Here is a 17,817-nt window from a genome sequence, read left to right on the forward strand (position 1 = left end):
GACCCGCTTACTGGTTGTACGGCCCGTAGTCGTAGTCCTCCAGCGGCACAGCCTGACCCGAGCCCGTGCCGAACGGCGAGTAGTCGATGTCGTCGTAGCCGACGGCCGAGTACATCGCGGCCTTGGCCTCCTCGGTCGGCTCGACCCGGATGTTGCGGTAGCGGGACAGACCCGTACCGGCCGGGATGAGCTTACCGATGATGACGTTCTCCTTGAGGCCGATGAGCGAGTCGGACTTGGCGTTGATCGCCGCGTCCGTGAGGACTCGCGTCGTCTCCTGGAAGGAGGCCGCCGACAGCCAGGACTCCGTGGCCAGCGAGGCCTTGGTGATACCCATGAGCTGCGGACGACCGGAGGCCGGGTGACCGCCCTCCTGGACCACACGACGGTTCTCGGTCTCGAACTTCGAGCGCTCGACCAGCTCGCCGGGCAGCAGCTCGGCGTCGCCGGACTCGATGATCGTCACCCGGCGGAGCATCTGCCGGATGATGATCTCGATGTGCTTGTCGTGGATCGACACACCCTGCGAGTTGTAGACCTTCTGGACCTCGCCGACCAGGTGGACCTGGACGGCACGCTGGCCCAGGATGCGCAGCACGTCGTGCGGGTTGGTGGCACCCACGGTGAGCTTCTGGCCCACCTCGACGTGCTCGCCCTCGCTGACCAGAAGACGCGCGCGCTTCGAGATCGGGAACGCCGTCTCGTCGCTGCCGTCGTCCGGCGTGATGACGATCTTCTTGGTCTTCTCGGTCTCCTCGATCCGCACGCGGCCCTGGGCCTCGGAGATCGGGGCGACGCCCTTCGGGGTACGGGCCTCGAAGAGCTCGACGACACGCGGCAGACCCTGGGTGATGTCGTCACCGGCCACACCACCGGTGTGGAAGGTACGCATCGTCAGCTGGGTACCGGGCTCACCGATGGACTGGGCGGCGATGATGCCGACCGCCTCACCGATGTCGACCAGCTTGCCGGTGGCCAGCGAGCGGCCGTAGCACATGGCGCAGGTGCCGACGGCGGACTCGCAGGTCAGGACCGAGCGAGTCTTGACCGTCTCGACACCGTGCTTGACCAGCTCGTCGATGAGCACGTCACCGAGGTCGGTACCGGCCGGGGCCAGCACCTTGCCGTCGACGACGATGTCCTCGGCGAGGCAGCGCGCGTACACGGAGGTCTCGACGTCGTCCGCCTTGCGCAGGACGCCGTCGGCGCCGCGCTCGGCGATCGCGAGCTTGAGGCCGCGGTCGGTGCCGCAGTCCTCCTCGCGGATGATGACGTCCTGCGAGACGTCCACCAGACGACGGGTCAGGTAACCCGAGTCGGCGGTACGCAGGGCGGTGTCCGCGAGACCCTTACGGGCACCGTGCGTGGAGATGAAGTACTCCAGCACGGACAGGCCCTCACGGAAGGACGCCTTGATCGGACGCGGGATCGTCTCGTTCTTGGCGTTCGACACCAGACCACGCATACCGGCGATCTGCCGCATCTGCATCATGTTTCCTCGGGCACCCGAGTCAACCATCATGAAGATGGGGTTCGTCTTGGGGAAGTTCTCGTTCATCGCCTCGGCGACCTCGTTGGTCGCCTTGGTCCAGATCGCGATGAGCTCCTGAGTGCGCTCTTCCTTGGTGATCAGACCGCGCTCGTACTGCTTCTGGACCTTCTCGTCCTGCGCCTCGTAGCCCTTGACGATCTCCTTCTTCGCCTCGGGAACGACGACGTCGGAGATGGCCACGGTGACACCGGAACGGGTCGCCCAGTAGAAGCCGGCCGCCTTCAGGTTGTCGAGCGTCGCCGCCACGATGACCTTGGGGTAGCGCTCGGCCAGGTCGTTGACGATCTCGGAGAGCTGCTTCTTGCCCACCGAGTAGTCGACGAACGGGTAGTCCTCGGGCAGCAGCTCGTTGAAGAGCGCGCGGCCCAGGGTGGTGCGCAGGCGGAACGAGTCTCCCTGCTGCCACTCCGGCTCGCCCTCCTCGCGCGCCGGCGGCGTCCAGCCGCGCGGCGGGATGGTGCCCACCGGGAAGCGGATGTCGATCTGCGACTGGAGAGCCAGCTCGCCCGCGTCGAACGCCATGATCGCCTCGGCCGTGGAGCCGAACGCGCGGCCCTCGCCCTTGGTGTCACGCAGCTCGCCGTCGGTGGTGAGGAAGAACAGACCGAGGACCATGTCCTGGGTCGGCATCGTCACCGGACGGCCGTCGGCGGGCTTGAGGATGTTGTTCGAGGACAGCATCAGGATGCGGGCCTCGGCCTGCGCCTCCGCGGACAGCGGCAGGTGCACGGCCATCTGGTCACCGTCGAAGTCCGCGTTGAACGCGGTGCAGACGAGCGGGTGGATCTGGATGGCCTTGCCCTCGACCAGCTGCGGCTCGAAGGCCTGGATACCGAGGCGGTGCAGGGTGGGAGCACGGTTCAGCAGAACCGGGTGCTCGGCGATGACCTCTTCGAGGACGTCGTACACGACCGTGCGGCCGCGCTCCACCATGCGCTTGGCGCTCTTGATGTTCTGCGCGTGGTTCAGGTCGACCAGGCGCTTCATCACGAACGGCTTGAAGAGCTCCAGCGCCATCGCCTTCGGCAGACCGCACTGGTGCAGCTTCAGCTGCGGACCGACGACGATCACGGAACGCGCGGAGTAGTCCACACGCTTGCCGAGCAGGTTCTGACGGAAACGACCCTGCTTGCCCTTCAGCATGTCGCTGAGGGACTTCAGCGGGCGGTTGCCGGGGCCCGTCACCGGGCGGCCGCGACGACCGTTGTCGAAGAGGGCGTCAACGGCCTCCTGAAGCATGCGCTTCTCGTTGTTGACGATGATCTCGGGCGCGCCGAGGTCGAGGAGCCTCTTCAGACGGTTGTTGCGGTTGATCACACGGCGGTACAGGTCGTTCAGGTCGGAGGTCGCGAAGCGGCCACCGTCGAGCTGCACCATCGGACGCAGGTCCGGCGGGATGACCGGCACGCAGTCCAGCACCATGCCCTTGGGGCTGTTGCTGGTCTGCAGGAACGCGGAGACGACCTTCAGGCGCTTGAGCGCACGGGTCTTCTTCTGGCCCTTGCCGGTACGGATGATCTCGCGGAGCTTCTCGGCCTCCTCGTCGAGGTCGAAGGACTCCAGGCGCTTCTGCAGCGCCGCGGCACCCATCGAACCGTCGAAGTACGTGCCGAAGCGGTCCCGCAGCTCGCGGTAGAGCAGCTCGTCGCCCTCGAGGTCCTGGACCTTGAGGTTCTTGAAGCGGGTCCACACCTCGTCGAGACGGTCGATCTCGCGCTGCGCACGGTCGCGCAGCTGCTTCATCTCGCGCTCGGCACCCTCGCGCACCTTGCGGCGCACGTCGGCCTTGGCACCCTCGGCCTCCAGCTCGGCCAGGTCGGACTCGAGCTTCTTGGCGCGGGCCTCGAGGTCGGCGTCGCGACGGTTCTCGACCTGCTGGCGCTCCACGGAGACGTGCGCCTCCAGGGAGGGCAGGTCACGCGTACGGCGCTCCTCGTCGACGTACGTGATCATGTACGCCGCGAAGTAGATGACCTTCTCGAGGTCCTTGGGAGCCAGGTCGAGCAGGTAGCCCAGACGCGACGGGACGCCCTTGAAGTACCAGATGTGCGTGACGGGGGCGGCCAGCTCGATGTGGCCCATCCGCTCACGACGCACCTTGGCGCGAGTGACCTCGACGCCGCAGCGCTCGCAGATGATGCCCTTGAACCGGACACGCTTGTACTTGCCGCAGTAGCACTCCCAGTCCCGGGTCGGACCGAAGATCTTCTCGCAGAAGAGTCCGTCCTTCTCGGGCTTGAGGGTGCGGTAGTTGATGGTCTCGGGCTTCTTGACCTCGCCGTGGCTCCACTGACGGATGTCGTCAGCGGTGGCCAGACCGATCCGGAGCTCATCGAAGAAGTTGACGTCGAGCACTATGCGTCAATCCCTCTCAGGGTTGTAAGTCTTGGGGTCTGATACGGGGGTCCTGGGGCCGGCCGGAGGTTCCTCACCAGGTCCTCCGGCCGGACTCCCGTCAGACCTCTTCGACGCTGCTCGGCTCGCGCCGGGACAGGTCGATGCCGAGCTCCTCCGCCGCGCGGAAGACGTCCTCGTCGGTGTCACGCATTTCGATGGACATACCGTCGCTGGACAGCACCTCCACGTTCAGGCAGAGAGACTGCATCTCCTTGATGAGCACCTTGAAGGACTCGGGGATGCCGGGCTCGGGGATGTTCTCGCCCTTGACGATGGCCTCGTAGACCTTCACGCGGCCGGTGACGTCGTCGGACTTGATGGTCAGCAGCTCCTGGAGGGCGTACGCGGCGCCGTATGCCTCCAGCGCCCACACCTCCATCTCACCGAACCGCTGGCCACCGAACTGGGCCTTACCACCCAGCGGCTGCTGGGTGATCATCGAGTACGGACCGGTCGAGCGGGCGTGCAGCTTGTCGTCGACCAGGTGGTGCAGCTTGAGGATGTACATGTACCCGATCGAGATCGGGTCCGGGAACGGCTCACCGGAGCGGCCGTCGAACAGCCTCGCCTTACCGGTCGGCTGCACCATGCGCTCGCCGTCCCGGTTCGGGATGGTGTGCTGGAGCAGACCCGCCAGCTCGTCCTCACGGGCACCGTCGAAGACCGGGGTCGCGACGTTGGTGCCGGGGGCGACGGAGTCGGCGCCGATCGCCTGGAGGCGCTGCGCCCAGTCCTCGGCGAGGCCGGAGACGTCCCAGCCGCGGCTGGCGAGCCAGCCGAGGTGGATCTCCAGGACCTGTCCCGGGTTCATTCGGGACGGCACACCCAGCGGGTTGAGGATGATGTCGACCGGGGTCCCGTCCTCGAGGAACGGCATGTCCTCGATGGGCAGGATCTTGGAGATGACACCCTTGTTGCCGTGCCGGCCGGCGAGCTTGTCGCCGTCGGTGATCTTGCGCTTCTGCGCCACGTACACGCGCACCAGCTGGTTCACACCGGGGGGAAGCTCGTCGCCCTCCTCGCGGTCGAAGACGCGGACGCCGATGACCTTGCCGGTCTCGCCGTGCGGCACCTTCAGCGAGGTGTCACGGACCTCACGGGCCTTCTCACCGAAGATCGCGCGCAGCAGACGCTCCTCGGGCGTCAGCTCGGTCTCACCCTTGGGCGTGACCTTGCCGACGAGGATGTCACCGGCGATGACCTCGGCACCGATACGGATGATGCCGCGCTCGTCGAGGTCGGCGAGGACCTCCTCGGAGACGTTCGGGATGTCCCGGGTGATCTCCTCGGGGCCGAGCTTGGTGTCACGGGCGTCGACCTCGTGCTCCTCGATGTGGATCGAGGAGAGGACGTCGTCCTGCACGAGGCGCTGCGACAGGATGATCGCGTCCTCGTAGTTGTGACCCTCCCACGGCATGAACGCGACCAGCAGGTTCTTGCCGAGCGCCATCTCGCCGTTCTGGGTGGCCGGACCGTCGGCCAGGACCTGGCCCTCGATGATCCGGTCGCCCTCGTTGACGATGACCTTCTGGTTGACCGAGGTGCCCTGGTTGGAGCGGGCGAACTTGGCCAGCCGGTAGGTGATGTAGGTGCCGTCGTCGTTGGCGGTGGTGATGTAGTCCGCGGAGACCTCCTGGACCACACCCGCCTTCTCCGCCTTGACCACGTCGCCGGCGTCGACGGCGGAGCGGTACTCCATGCCGGTGCCGACGAGCGGGGACTCGGACTTAATCAGCGGCACGGCCTGGCGCATCATGTTCGCGCCCATGAGGGCACGGTTGGCGTCGTCGTGCTCGAGGAACGGGATCATGGCGGTCGCGACCGACACCATCTGGCGCGGCGAGACGTCCATGTAGTCGACGTCGTCCCCGGGGACGTAGTCGACCTCGCCGCCACGACGGCGGACCAGGACCCGGGCCTCCTCGAACCGCATGTCGTCGTTGAGCGTGGCGTTGGCCTGCGCGATGACGAAGCGGTCCTCCTCGTCGGCCGTCAGGTAGTCCACCTCGTCGGTGACCTGGCCGTCGACGACCTTGCGGTACGGCGTCTCCACGAAACCGAACGCGTTGACGCGGCCGTAGGAGGCGAGCGAACCGATCAGACCGATGTTCGGGCCTTCGGGCGTCTCGATCGGGCACATACGGCCGTAGTGCGACGGGTGCACGTCACGGACCTCGAAGCCGGCCCGCTCACGGGAGAGACCACCCGGGCCAAGAGCCGACAGACGGCGCTTGTGGGTGAGACCCGAGAGCGGGTTGTTCTGGTCCATGAACTGCGACAGCTGGCTGGTGCCGAAGAACTCCTTGATGGAGGCGACGACCGGCCGGATGTTGATCAGGGTCTGCGGCGTGATCGCCTCGACGTCCTGGGTCGTCATGCGCTCGCGGACGACGCGCTCCATACGAGCCAGACCCGTGCGGACCTGGTTCTGGATGAGCTCGCCGACGCTGCGCAGACGACGGTTGCCGAAGTGGTCGATGTCGTCGGTCTCGACGACGATCGTGGTGCCGCTGTCACCGGTGGTCTCGGTCTCGCCCGCGTGCAGCTTCACCAGGTACTTGATCGTCGAGATGATGTCCTCGACGGTCAGGATGCCCGCGTCCAGCGGAGCGTCCGCACCCAGCTTCTTGTTGACCTTGTAGCGGCCGACCTTGGCGAGGTCGTAGCGCTTGGGGTTGAAGTAGAGGTTCTCCAGAAGGGTCTGGGCGGCCTCACGCGTGGGCGGCTCGCCCGGACGCAGCTTGCGGTAGATGTCGAGCAGCGCGTCGTCCTGGCCCTGGGTGTGGTCCTTCTCCAGGGTGGCGCGCATCGACTCGTACTCGCCGAACTCCTCGAGGATCTGCTCGGTCGTCCAACCGAGAGCCTTGAGCAGGACGGTCACGGACTGCTTGCGCTTGCGGTCGATGCGGACACCGACCATGTCGCGCTTGTCGATCTCCATCTCCAGCCAGGCACCCCGGGACGGGATGATCTTGGCGGAGAAGATGTCCTTGTCGGACGTCTTGTCGATGGAGGAGTCGAAGTAGACGCCCGGCGAGCGGACGAGCTGGGACACCACGACACGCTCGGTGCCGTTGATGACGAAGGTGCCCTTGTTGGTCATGAGCGGGAAGTCGCCCATGAAGACCGTCTGGGACTTGATCTCGCCGGTCTCGTTGTTGGTGAACTCCGCCGTCACGAAGAGCGGGGCGGCGTACGTGAAGTCGCGCTCCTTGCACTCGTCGATGCTGTTCTTCGGCGGTTCGAAGCGGTGGTCGCGGAACGTCAGCGACATCGACCCGGAGAAGTCCTCGATCGGGGAGATCTCCTCGAAGATCTCCTCCAGACCGGACTTGGTGGGGACGTCCTGACCGGACTCCAGAGCCTCCTCGACCCGACTCTGCCAGGCGGTGTTCCCGAGCAGCCAGTCAAAGCTCTCGGTCTGCAGCGCGAGCAGGTTGGGAACCTCGAGAGGCTCCTTGATCTTTGCAAAGGAGATGCGCAGCGGGGCGGTGCTGGCGCCGTTGTTCGTATTCGCGGTCGAGGCAGTGCGCGAGGCGGCCAAGAGGGGGTCCTTCCGAGGGCTCGGACTCACTACGCGCTCCCCGGGCCCTCCTCCGCGGCACAGAGGACAGGTCTCTCCGATTTGGCCAAAGGGCCAGCTCAGAGACGGTCCGGTCATCGATGCTGAGGCGAGGGCAGACCCCTGGTGACGGGCAGGGGACAGCTAACAGGCAGCGCAAAGGGTCAGTGTAGCCACTTGGCGCACTGATGTCCAGTCCCGCTTTTCTGCCCGGTCTTCAAAAACTCTCGCTGCCCTCAACGCCCTCGGCATGGTGCCCTCAACGCACGTTGATACTGCCCTCTTCGTCGCCGATCCATGCCTCGGATTCGGACCGTTCTGACGACGCGTCCTGAGAATTGCGCGCTGCGTGCGGTTCGTCAAGGCCCCCCTTCCCGAACCAGAGGTTCCGGGAGACACGACGAAGATCACCATACCCCTCGCCCACGAGGCCGCAAGGCAACCGTGACCGCGCCTCCAGGAACGCCGAAGAGCGACCACCCGGATGGATGATCGCTCTTCGGCGCTTGCGCGTTACAGGCCCAGCGGGACCTGTGGGGTGTTACTTGACCTCGACCGAGGCGCCGGCGCCCTTGAGGGACTCGGCGGCCTTCTCGGCGGCGTCCTTGGCGACCTTCTCGAGGACGGGCTTCGGGGCGCCGTCCACGAGGTCCTTGGCCTCCTTCAGACCCAGGGAGGTCAGCTCACGCACGACCTTGATGACCTGGATCTTCTTGTCGCCGGCACCGGTGAGGATGACGTCGAACTCGTCCTTCTCCTCCTCGGCCGGGGCGGCGGCGGCCGGACCGGCCGGGCCCGCGACGGCGACGGCCGCGGCGGCGGTGACGTCGAACTTCTCCTCGAAGGCCTTCACGAACTCGGAGAGCTCGATGAGGGTCATCTCCTCGAACTGCGCGAGCAGGTCTTCCTGGCTGAGCTTCGCCATGAGGGGCGATCCTTCCACTAATTTCGGCAGGTGCCGGATGTATCGAAACGGCGGGCGTACTTACGGCCCGCTACGACCCGCGCCTCAGGCGGCGTGGATCAATGCGCGAGCCGAGTTACTCGGCACCGCCCTGCTCGTCCTGCTTGGCGCGAAGCGCGTCCACGGTGCGGACGAGCTTCGACGGGAGCGCCTGGAAGACCTGAGCAGCCTGAGTCTGCTTGCCCTTGAAGGCGCCCGCCAGCTTGGCGAGCAGAACCTCGCGGGACTCGAGGTCCGCAAGCTTCTTGATCTCATCGGCGGACAGCGCCTTGCCGTCAAGGACACCGCCCTTGATGACGAGGTTCGGGTTGTCCTTGGCGAAGTCACGAAGACCCTTCGCCGACGTCACCGGGTCACCGGTGATGAAGGCAACCGCCGTCGGACCGTTGAACAGGTCGTCGAGCGTCGAGATCCCGGCCTCGTTGGCCGCGATCTTGGTCAGCGTGTTCTTCACCACGGCGTACTGGGCGTCTTCACCGAGCGAACGACGCAGCGTCTTGAGCTGCGCCACGGTGAGACCCCGGTACTCGGTCAGCACGGCGGCGTTCGAGCTGCGGAACTGCTCCGTCAGCTCGGCTACCGCGGCAGCCTTGTCGGGCCTTGCCATAGAGCGTCGGCCTCCTTCCGGGTGATGAGGACCGCTCAGAAGGGGCTGCACAAAACGAAACGCCCCGGCGCAGGCGCACGGGGCGTAGCTCGACCGCAATCACCTGCACGGGGCAAGCGTCTCCGGGAGCACATCCACAGTCACCTGCGCGGGTCGTCCGCAGTCTTCAGCGGATCCTTCGGCCACCGCTCCCTCTTACGAGGACACGGCAACGACCAGCGGTCTTTGGCTTCTGTAGGAGCGTACGTGACCGGATCCCTGTCAAGCAAATCCGGTCCTGTGACGCTCAGCTGTTCTGGAGTTCCTTCATCATCTCGGCCAGGTCGGCGGTCTCGCCCGCGGGCGGCGCCGTGACGGTCACCGGCTTGTTGTAGTCGAGGAAGGTGAAGGTCATGTCGAACTTGCCCTTGTCCGCGTCGCCCTGCATGCGGAACTGCTTGGCGTGGTCCTCCTTGTCGACCCACATGTCCATCGTGAACTTGTCCAGGCCGAGCTTCTGGAGCTGTTCCATGCTCTTCTCGCGCTGCTCACGGACCGACTTGTCGGCGTCCTTGAAGGAGGCCTTGAGCTCGGCCAGCGTGACGTCGCCCGAGTAGTGGGTGGTCTCGACCCCGTCGACGGTCTCGGTGCCGACCTTCTTCACGTCCTTGGCGCCGTTGAGGAAGGAGGACATGGAGGCCGGGTTCTGGTCGGCCTGGCCGGCGCCGGACGCTGCCGCGCCGAGGTCGCCGTCCTTGCCGAGCGAGGACAGGTCGAACTTCATCCACTTCTTGCCGTCCATCTCCTTGGCCATGTCGGCGTTGCCGCCGATGTACATGGCCTTGTCGACGAGGCGGATCTCCGCGGAGCCCTGGCCGGCCGCGGTCATCTTCATGCTCATCGCGATGTCGGGCTTGGTCCGCATGGCGGCCTCGGCGTTGACCTGCCCCTGGCCGGGCATCTCGCCCTTCATGCGGTAGTGGAAGGAGGTGATCTCCTCCGTGTTCTTCGCCGCCTTGGCGACCGCGGCGGCGGGCGTCATCTCCGGCGACTCGTCGCCGCCCTTGGAACAGCTCACCGCACCCGCGGCGAGGGCGACGGCGGCGAGACCGGCGCCGACGGTCCGGCGGCGGACAGCGGAACGTCGTACAGAAGTAGCCATTGATTCCCCCCAAGGAACACATGGTCGATTCACAGCAAGACCGCGAGCTTATCCGAGCCGGAGGCGTGCGGTCCGCGAATTCCCTGTGGCTCAGGTGGGGTTGGTGCCCGACTGTGACAGGAGGTTCTTGAAGTCCTCGGTGTCGGCGGCCGGCGGCTTCCGTACGGCGACCTTGACGCCGTAGTCGCTGTAGTGGGCGGTCTGGGTCACCTTGCCGTTGGCCGTGCTGGTCTTCTCGACCTTCTTGACCAGCAGGTTCTTCTCGTTGATCCAGATGTCGACGGTCTCGGCGGTGACGTCGGCGGCCTGGAGGCGCCGCCGGAGCTCGGTGTCGGTGACGTCCCGGACGTCCACGGTGCCGGTGTAGTGCGTGGTGCCCTGGCCGTCCACGGTCTCGCGGCCGAGCTCGCGCACGTCGTCGGAGTCCAGCAGCAGCCGCACCGACTGGTCGGGGGTGGTGGAGCGCATCTGGTCGGCGAGGTCGGCGCCCCCGCCGAGGGCCTTCAGGTCGTCGTAGGCGTATCTGAGCCAGTGCTTGCCGCCGGTCCTGGCGGCGAAGGTGTCGCCCATGCGCGCGTAGTAGGCGTCGGCGAGGTAGCGGGCCTGCATGGAGGTGACGCCGAGACCGCGCATCGTCTCGGCCGCGGTGCCGCCGGTGTAGTGGATGGTCAGGGACCCGGAGAGGCCGTCGCGCCAGGCGAGGACGCCGTCGGCGGTCAGGGAGAGCTGGCTGCCCATCACGGTCGTGGAGCGCACCCGGACGCTCCGGGCCCGCTCGGTGGCCTGTTCGGCGGCGCGCAGGGCCGTGAGGGAGGCGGGGGCCGAGGCCCGGGGCTGCTCCTTCTCCGGCCGGTCGGAGGGACCGGAGGAGGTACAGGCGGCGAGGCCCGTCAGTGCGGCGGCCGTCGTGAGCCAGGCCGTCGTCCTCTTCATGCGTCCCCCTGGTGCAAGTGCCCTGCTCGCACGCTAACTCAGAGCACAGTCCCCGCACATGGGAACGGGCCCCGCACCTCGAAAGGTGCGGGGCCCGTGAACCTGCCGGTGTCTCAGACCGCGGCCGGGTCCTCCTCGACGAGGAGGTTGCGGGTGCGGTTGGAGTCGACCGGGATGCCGGGGCCCATCGTGGTGCTGATGGCGGCCTTCTTGATGTAGCGGCCCTTGGCGGCGGACGGCTTCAGACGGAGGATCTCCTCCAGGGCCGCGCCGTAGTTCTCCACCAGCTTGGTGTCGTCGAACGACGTCTTGCCGATGATGAAGTGCAGGTTCGAGTGCTTGTCGACGCGGAACTCGATCTTGCCGCCCTTGATGTCGGTGACAGCCTTGGTGACATCGGGGGTGACGGTGCCGGTCTTGGGGTTCGGCATGAGACCACGGGGACCGAGCACGCGGCCGAGGCGGCCGACCTTGCCCATGAGGTCCGGGGTGGCGACGACGGCGTCGAAGTCCAGACGGCCCTTCGACACCTCGTCGATGAGCTCGTCGGCGCCGACGATGTCGGCGCCCGCGGCACGAGCGGCCTCGGCACGGTCACCGGTCGCGAAGACCAGGACCCGGGCGGTCTTACCGGTGCCGTGCGGGAGGTTCACGGTGCCACGGACCATCTGGTCGGCCTTGCGCGGGTCGACACCCAGACGGAAGGCGACCTCGACGGTGCCGTCGAACTTGGTCGTGGAGGTCTCCTTGGCGAGACGGACGGCCTCGAGCGGGGCGTACAGCTTCTCCCGGTCGATCTTCTCGTCCGCAGCGCGAAGGGCCTTGCTGCGCTTGCTCACTACTGCTCCTGTGTGTTCTGAAAGGAGTCGTGGTACGGGCCGAGCAGGCCCTGCCACTTCTGCTTGGTGTACGGGGGGTTGGGGCTCAGCCCTCGACCGTGACGCCCATGGAACGCGCGGTACCGGCGATGATCTTCGCGGCGGCGTCCAGGTCGTTGGCGTTGAGGTCGGGCATCTTGGTGGTGGCGATCTCGCGGACCTGCGCCTCGGTGATCTTGGCGACCTTGGTCTTGTGCGGCTCGCCGGAGCCCTTCTCCACGCCCGCGGCCTTGAGGATCATCTTCGCGGCCGGCGGGGTCTTGGTGATGAAGGTGAAGGAGCGGTCCTCGTAGACCGTGATCTCCACCGGGATGACCCAGCCACGCTGCGACTCGGTCGCCGCGTTGTAGGCCTTGCAGAACTCCATGATGTTGACGCCGTGCTGACCCAGCGCGGGGCCGACCGGCGGAGCCGGGTTGGCGGCACCGGCCTGGATCTGGAGCTTGATGAGCCCCGTGACCTTCTTCTTCTTGGGAGGCATAGCTCTCCGGGTCCTTTCGATTCGGGTCCTGCCTGCGCGCGGGGACCACCCGAACGCAGGCATACCGCACAACGATAACGGGTATAGATGCGCGGCCAAAAACCGAGCAGGTCAGACGAGCTGTGACAGCCCGCCTGACCTGGTCGGAAGCTCTGTCCGGAAGAAGTCAGTTCTTCTGGATCTGGTCGAAGCTCAGCTCGACCGGGGTCTCGCGGCCGAAGATCTCGACGAGGCCCTTGACCTTCTTCGAGTCGGCGTTGATCTCGTTGATGGTCGCCTGGAGGGTGGCGAAGGGGCCGTCGGTCACGGTGACCGAGTCGCCGACCTCGAAGTCCAGGACCTGGACCTCGACCTTGCGGGCCGGAGCCGGCTTGCCCTCGGCCTCGGCGGCCTCGCGGGCGGCCTTCTCCTCGGCCTCCGGGGCGAGCATCTTGACGATCTCGTCCAGGGTCAGCGGGTACGGGTCGTAGGCGTTGCCCACGAAGCCGGTGACGCCGGGGGTGTTGCGGACGACGCCCCAGGACTCGTTCGTCAGGTCCATGCGGACGAGGACGTAGCCGGGGAGCTTGTTCTGGCGGATCGTCTTGCGGTCGCCGTTCTTGATCTGGACGACCTCTTCCTGCGGCACCTCGGCCTGGAAGATGTAGTCCTCGACGTTCAGCGAGACGGCACGCTGCTCGAGGTTGGTCTTCACGCGGTTCTCGTAACCGGCGTAGGTGTGGATGACGTACCACTCGCCGGGCAGGGTCCGCAGTTCCTCGCGCAGGGCGGCGACGGGGTCCACCGGCTCGGCCGGCTCCTCCTCGGCGTCCGCCTCGTCCTCGTCCTCGACGGCCTCGATGTCGCCGCCGGACTCGTCCTCGGCGTGGAGGGCGGCTTCCTCGGCGGGCTCGCCGGCCTCGGCGTCGGCAGCCTCGACCTCGTCCAGGTCCTCGTCCGCGCCCTCGACGATGTCGAGCTCGTCGTCGACAGACTCGTCGGGCTCGATGGCGTCGTTCAGGTTCTGGTCAGACACGGTGGCTGCTTCTTCCTGGATACATGGGGTGGAACATGCGAAAAGGGGCGCCGGTAACCTCGGCGCCCTTCGCTCTGTGCTCAGCCGAATACGTACTTGGCGGCGTGGTTCAGTCCATAGTCAATCACGGTCACCAGGCCGATCATGACGAGGACGAAGACGATCACCACGGTTGTGTACGTCGTCAGCTGGCTCCGCGACGGCCAGACGACCTTGCGGAGTTCTGCGACGATCTGCCGGTAGAAGATCGCAAGACGCTTCAGCGGGCCCTTCTTGGCACGCTTGCCGCCCTTGCGGGCCTTCTTCTTGGACTCCGGCACCTCGTCCTGGGCGCCAGGCGTGTCGATGGAGCCCACGGCATCCGCCATTCGTCCTCACCTGTTCCCGGGTCGTGGCCGTGCCGCGCCCGGTTGGAGCCGCACGGCGGTGCATTGCTGTACGTACATACGCACACATCCTGGCGAAGGTGTGTGTAGCAGGGCCGGAGGGACTTGAACCCCCAACCGCCGGTTTTGGAGACCGGTGCTCTACCAATTGAGCTACGACCCTTTGTGTGCCCCCCAACGTACCGCATCCGACCGGGTGCTCGGTGTGCACCTGGACGGCGGCTGCTGAAGGCCAACGAGGTGAGAGTGTACGTGGTCCGCGGCCCCTCGTCGAACAGAAAGCGCCCGTAGGGGCCTTGGGGACGGAAGATCGCCCAGCGTGCGGGGCGGATCCGGACGGTTGTTCAGCGGTTGTTCAGTCCGTGAAACCCGTGTGCCGGGGAAGTTTCCGGTCTGGAACGATGGGCCCCATGAGCGCTGCAACCCCTCCCACCGAGCGCCGGGTCTCCGCCCGAGTCGGCGCGATCTCCGAGTCCGCCACCCTCGCCGTGGACGCCAAGGCCAAGGCCCTCAAGGCCGCCGGGCGTCCGGTGATCGGCTTCGGCGCCGGTGAGCCCGACTTCCCGACCCCGGACTACATCGTCCAGGCCGCGATCGAGGCCTGCTCGAACCCGAAGTACCACCGCTACACGCCGGCCGGCGGCCTGCCCGAGCTGAAGTCCGCGATCGCCGCGAAGACGCTGCGCGACTCCGGCTACGAGGTCGACCCGGCCCAGATCCTGGTGACCAACGGCGGCAAGCAGGCGATCTACGAGGCGTTCGCCGCGATCCTCGACCCGGGCGACGAGGTCATCGTCCCGGCGCCGTACTGGACGACCTACCCGGAGTCGATCCGGCTGGCCGGCGGTGTCCCGGTGGAGGTGGTCGCCGACGAGACGACCGGCTACCGGGTCTCCGTCGAGCAGCTGGAGGCGGCCCGCACCGAGAAGACCAAGGTCGTCCTCTTCGTCTCGCCCTCCAACCCGACCGGCGCCGTCTACAGCCAGGCCGACGCCGAGGCCATCGGCCGCTGGGCCGTCGAGCACGGCCTGTGGGTGCTGACCGACGAGATCTACGAGCACCTCGTCTACGGCGACGCGAAGTTCACCTCGCTGCCCGCGCTCCTGCCCGAGCTGCGCGACAAGTGCATCGTGGTCAACGGGGTCGCGAAGACGTACGCCATGACCGGCTGGCGGGTGGGCTGGATCATCGGCCCGAAGGACGTCGTCAAGGCCGCGACCAACCTCCAGTCGCACGCCACGTCCAACGTGTCGAACGTCGCCCAGGTCGCCGCCCTCGCCGCGGTCTCCGGCAACCTCGACGCGGTCGCGGAGATGCGCACGGCCTTCGACCGGCGCCGCAAGACGATCGTCCGGATGCTCAACGAGATCGACGGCGTGCTCTGCCCCGAGCCCGAGGGCGCCTTCTACGCCTACCCGTCGGTCAAGGAGCTGCTCGGCAAGGAGATCCGCGGCAAGCGCCCGCAGGACACTGTCGAGCTGGCCGCGCTGATCCTGGAGGAGGCCGAGGTCGCGGTGGTCCCGGGCGAGGCCTTCGGCACGCCGGGCTACCTGCGGCTGTCGTACGCGCTCGGTGACGAGGACCTCGTCGAGGGCGTGTCCCGGATCCAGAAGCTGCTCGCGGAGGCGCGGGACTGAGGTCGCCGCGGAAGGGACCGGGTACTCACGTGAGTACCCGGTCCTTTTTTTGTGCGAGCAAGACCACTAAAGGGGAAAGTGGTACCGGGACGCCTGTGGCGTGCGGCAGGATCCTGGGATGGAGCGTGTACGTGATGTCTCTGAGCTGCCGAAAGCCCATCTGCATCTGCACTTCACCGGCTCGATGCGCCCGGGGACGGTTCTGGAACTGGCCGACAAGTACGGCGTACGACTGCCCGAGGCGCTGGTCGAGGCACTGACCAGCGGGGAACCGCCGAGGCTGCGGGCGACGGACGAGCGGGGCTGGTTCCGGTTCCAGCGGCTGTACGACGCGGCGCGCTCGTGCCTCAGGGAGCCCGACGACATCCGGCGGCTGGTGCGGGAGGCCGCCGAGGAGGACGTGCGCGACGGCTCCGGGTGGCTGGAGATCCAGGTCGACCCGACGTCGTATGCGCCCCGGCTGGGCGGGCTGATCCCGGCGCTGGAGATCATCCTGGACGCGGTGGAGACGACCTCGCGGGAGACCGGGCTCGGGATGCGGGTGCTGGTCGCCGCGAACCGGATGAAGCATCCCCTGGACGCGCGCACCCTGGCCCGGCTCGCGGTGCGGTACGCGGACCGGGGTGTGGTGGGGTTCGGGCTGTCCAACGACGAACGCCGGGGCATGGCGCGGGACTTCGACCGGGCGTTCCACATCGCGCGCGAGGGCGGGCTGCTGTCTGCGCCGCACGGTGGCGAGCTGAGCGGTCCGGCCTCGGTGCGGGACTGCCTGGACGACCTGAACGCCACGCGGATCGGGCACGGGGTGCGCGCCGCGGAGGACCCCCGGCTGCTGAAGCGGCTGGCGGACCGGCAGGTGACGTGCGAGGTCTGCCCCGCCTCGAACGTGGCCCTCGGCGTGTACGAGAAGCCCGAGGACGTGCCGCTGCGCAAGCTGTTCGAGGCCGGTGTGCCGATGGCGCTGGGCGCCGACGACCCGCTGCTGTTCGGGTCCCGGCTGGCCGCACAGTACGAGATCGCGCGGCGTTGGCACGGCTTCTCGGACGCGGAACTCGCCGAACTGGCCCGGCAGTCGGTACGGGCCTCGGCGGCACCGGAGGACGTGAAGGCGAAGCTGCTGTCAGGGGTGGACGACTGGCTGAGCGAGCCGGTCGACTGACGCGGACCTGGAACGGACCTGGGCGGCTACAGGCTGACGCCCACCGTCACCGGCTCGTTGACCAGCGTGATGCCGAAGGTGTCGCGTACGCCCGCCACGACCTCCCGGGCCAGGGCGAGGAGGTCCTCGGTGGTGGCGTCGCCACGGTTGGTGAGGGCGAGGGTGTGCTTGGTGGAGATGCGGGCGCGGCCGGTGCCGTAGCCCTTGGTGAACCCGGCCTTGTCGATGAGCCAGGCCGCGGAGGTCTTGGTGTGGCCGTCGCCCGCGGGGAAGGCGGGGGGTTCGGCGTCCTCGCCGAGGTGCTGCTTCACGCGCGCGTGGAACTCGGCGAACTGGGCGGCCGTGAGGATAGGGTTGGTGAAGAAGGAGCCTGCCGACCAGGTGTCGTGGTCGTCGGGGTCCAGGACCATGCCCTTTCCGGCGCGCAGCTTCAGGACGGTGGCGCGGGCGTCGGTGAGGGGGACGCGGTCGCCGGGCTCCACGCCGAGCGTGCGGGCGGTCTCGGCGTACCTGATCGGCGCGGAGAGGCCGTCGGCGTCCTCCAGCTCGAAGTGGACGCGCAGGACGACGTAGCGGGTGGGGTCCTGCTTGAAGCGGCTGTGGCGGTAGGAGAAGGCGCAGTCGTCGTTGGTGAGGGTGACGGTCTCGCCGTTGCGGCGGTCGTAGGCGATGACCTCGGTGATGGTGGAGGACACCTCCTGGCCGTAGGCGCCGACGTTCTGGATCGGGGTCGCGCCCGCGCTGCCGGGGATGCCGGCGAGGCACTCGATCCCGGCGAGCCCGGCGTCCACGGTGCGTGCGACGGCGTCGGTCCATACCTCGCCGGCGGCGAGTTCGAGGTGGGTGCCGGTGAGTCGGTAGCCCTTGGTCGCGATGACCAGTGCGGTGCCGTCGAAGCCCTTGTCGCCGATGACGAGGTTGGAGCCGCCGCCGATGACGAGGAGCGGGGTGCCGGTGGCGTCGGCCTCGCGGACGACCTCGATCACCTCGGCGTCGGTCGTCGCGGTGACGAGCCGGGCGGCGGGGCCGCCGAGACGGAAGGTGGTCAGGGGGGCGAGGGGGGCGTCGTGTCGTTCCTGCACGCGGTACAGGGTACGGGCTGTCG

13 protein-coding genes and 1 tRNA gene are annotated in these 17,817 nt (G+C 67.5%); 2 read left to right on the forward strand and 12 right to left on the reverse strand.

Going from position 1 to position 17,817, the window contains the following annotated elements; all coding sequences use genetic code 11:
• Nucleotides 1–7: 7 nt before the first annotated feature.
• From AOJ26_RS04285 to AOJ26_RS04335, 11 genes are all read right to left on the reverse strand, one after another.
• Complete coding sequence (locus AOJ26_RS04285; RefSeq protein ID WP_053846799.1) at nt 8–3,907, reverse strand: DNA-directed RNA polymerase subunit beta'; 3,900 nt, start codon at nt 3,905–3,907, stop codon at nt 8–10.
• Between the two features lie 100 nt (nt 3,908–4,007).
• Nucleotides 4,008–7,493 carry a DNA-directed RNA polymerase subunit beta gene (gene rpoB / locus AOJ26_RS04290; protein WP_053846800.1) on the reverse strand — a complete coding sequence of 1,162 codons (3,486 nt, stop codon included), beginning with the start codon at nt 7,491–7,493 and terminating at the stop codon, nt 4,008–4,010.
• A gap of 559 nt (nt 7,494–8,052) precedes the next feature.
• On the reverse strand, nt 8,053–8,436 hold the full coding sequence (rplL, locus tag AOJ26_RS04295; protein WP_053846801.1) for a 50S ribosomal protein L7/L12: 384 nt from the start codon (nt 8,434–8,436) through the stop codon (nt 8,053–8,055).
• A 115-nt stretch (nt 8,437–8,551) separates the two neighbouring features.
• Nucleotides 8,552–9,082 (reverse strand): 50S ribosomal protein L10, encoded by a 531-nt coding sequence (gene rplJ, locus AOJ26_RS04300; protein WP_007384048.1) that lies wholly within the window; start codon nt 9,080–9,082, stop codon nt 8,552–8,554.
• A gap of 286 nt (nt 9,083–9,368) precedes the next feature.
• A complete protein-coding gene (locus tag AOJ26_RS04305) occupies nt 9,369–10,223 on the reverse strand; it encodes a DUF6612 family protein (RefSeq protein WP_053846802.1) in 855 nt (284 codons plus the stop codon).
• 90 nt (nt 10,224–10,313) lie between these two features.
• Nucleotides 10,314–11,156: an LppX_LprAFG lipoprotein gene (locus AOJ26_RS04310; RefSeq protein ID WP_053846803.1), complete on the reverse strand. Its 843-nt coding sequence runs from the start codon at nt 11,154–11,156 to the stop codon at nt 10,314–10,316.
• Between the two features lie 113 nt (nt 11,157–11,269).
• Nucleotides 11,270–11,995 carry a 50S ribosomal protein L1 gene (gene rplA / locus AOJ26_RS04315; RefSeq protein ID WP_053846804.1) on the reverse strand — a complete coding sequence of 242 codons (726 nt, stop codon included), beginning with the start codon at nt 11,993–11,995 and terminating at the stop codon, nt 11,270–11,272.
• Between the two features lie 85 nt (nt 11,996–12,080).
• Nucleotides 12,081–12,515 (reverse strand): 50S ribosomal protein L11, encoded by a 435-nt coding sequence (rplK, locus tag AOJ26_RS04320; protein WP_053846805.1) that lies wholly within the window; start codon nt 12,513–12,515, stop codon nt 12,081–12,083.
• Nucleotides 12,516–12,681: 166 nt separating this feature from the next.
• Nucleotides 12,682–13,530 carry a transcription termination/antitermination protein NusG gene (gene nusG, locus AOJ26_RS04325; RefSeq protein ID WP_053846806.1) on the reverse strand — a complete coding sequence of 283 codons (849 nt, stop codon included), beginning with the start codon at nt 13,528–13,530 and terminating at the stop codon, nt 12,682–12,684.
• Nucleotides 13,531–13,610: 80 nt separating this feature from the next.
• On the reverse strand, nt 13,611–13,898 hold the full coding sequence (gene secE, locus AOJ26_RS04330; protein WP_053846807.1) for a preprotein translocase subunit SecE: 288 nt from the start codon (nt 13,896–13,898) through the stop codon (nt 13,611–13,613).
• A gap of 108 nt (nt 13,899–14,006) precedes the next feature.
• Nucleotides 14,007–14,079: transfer RNA gene (locus tag AOJ26_RS04335), tRNA-Trp, on the reverse strand.
• Between the two features lie 247 nt (nt 14,080–14,326).
• Between AOJ26_RS04335 and AOJ26_RS04340 the strand changes: the two genes are divergently transcribed.
• Complete coding sequence (locus AOJ26_RS04340) at nt 14,327–15,553, forward strand: pyridoxal phosphate-dependent aminotransferase (RefSeq protein ID WP_053846808.1); 1,227 nt, start codon at nt 14,327–14,329, stop codon at nt 15,551–15,553.
• A 118-nt stretch (nt 15,554–15,671) separates the two neighbouring features.
• Nucleotides 15,672–16,712 carry an adenosine deaminase gene (locus AOJ26_RS04345; RefSeq protein WP_053846809.1) on the forward strand — a complete coding sequence of 347 codons (1,041 nt, stop codon included), beginning with the start codon at nt 15,672–15,674 and terminating at the stop codon, nt 16,710–16,712.
• Between the two features lie 26 nt (nt 16,713–16,738).
• On the opposite strand, the gene AOJ26_RS04350 is transcribed toward AOJ26_RS04345, so the two are convergent.
• Nucleotides 16,739–17,794, reverse strand: a complete 1,056-nt coding sequence (locus AOJ26_RS04350; protein WP_063790223.1) for a UDP-N-acetylmuramate dehydrogenase — start codon at nt 17,792–17,794, stop codon at nt 16,739–16,741.
• Nucleotides 17,795–17,817: the final 23 nt, after the last annotated feature.

It is taken from the genome of Streptomyces sp. NRRL B-24085, from assembly GCF_001282115.1.
Classification (GTDB): Bacteria; Actinomycetota; Actinomycetes; order Streptomycetales; family Streptomycetaceae; genus Streptomyces.

Excerpts from the sequence above, each read along its gene's own strand:
- rplL (WP_053846801.1), bottom strand. The coding sequence starts at position 8,436 with ATGGCGAAGCTCAGCCAGGAAGACCTGCTCGCGCAGTTCGAGGAGATG.
- rplJ (WP_007384048.1), bottom strand. The coding sequence starts at position 9,082 with ATGGCAAGGCCCGACAAGGCTGCCGCGGTAGCCGAGCTGACGGAGCAG.
- AOJ26_RS04305 (WP_053846802.1), bottom strand. The coding sequence starts at position 10,223 with ATGGCTACTTCTGTACGACGTTCCGCTGTCCGCCGCCGGACCGTCGGC.
- AOJ26_RS04310 (WP_053846803.1), bottom strand. The coding sequence starts at position 11,156 with ATGAAGAGGACGACGGCCTGGCTCACGACGGCCGCCGCACTGACGGGC.
- rplK (WP_053846805.1), bottom strand. The coding sequence starts at position 12,515 with ATGCCTCCCAAGAAGAAGAAGGTCACGGGGCTCATCAAGCTCCAGATC.
- secE (WP_053846807.1), bottom strand. The coding sequence starts at position 13,898 with ATGGCGGATGCCGTGGGCTCCATCGACACGCCTGGCGCCCAGGACGAG.
- AOJ26_RS04340 (WP_053846808.1), top strand. The coding sequence starts at position 14,327 with ATGAGCGCTGCAACCCCTCCCACCGAGCGCCGGGTCTCCGCCCGAGTC.
- AOJ26_RS04345 (WP_053846809.1), top strand. The coding sequence starts at position 15,672 with ATGGAGCGTGTACGTGATGTCTCTGAGCTGCCGAAAGCCCATCTGCAT.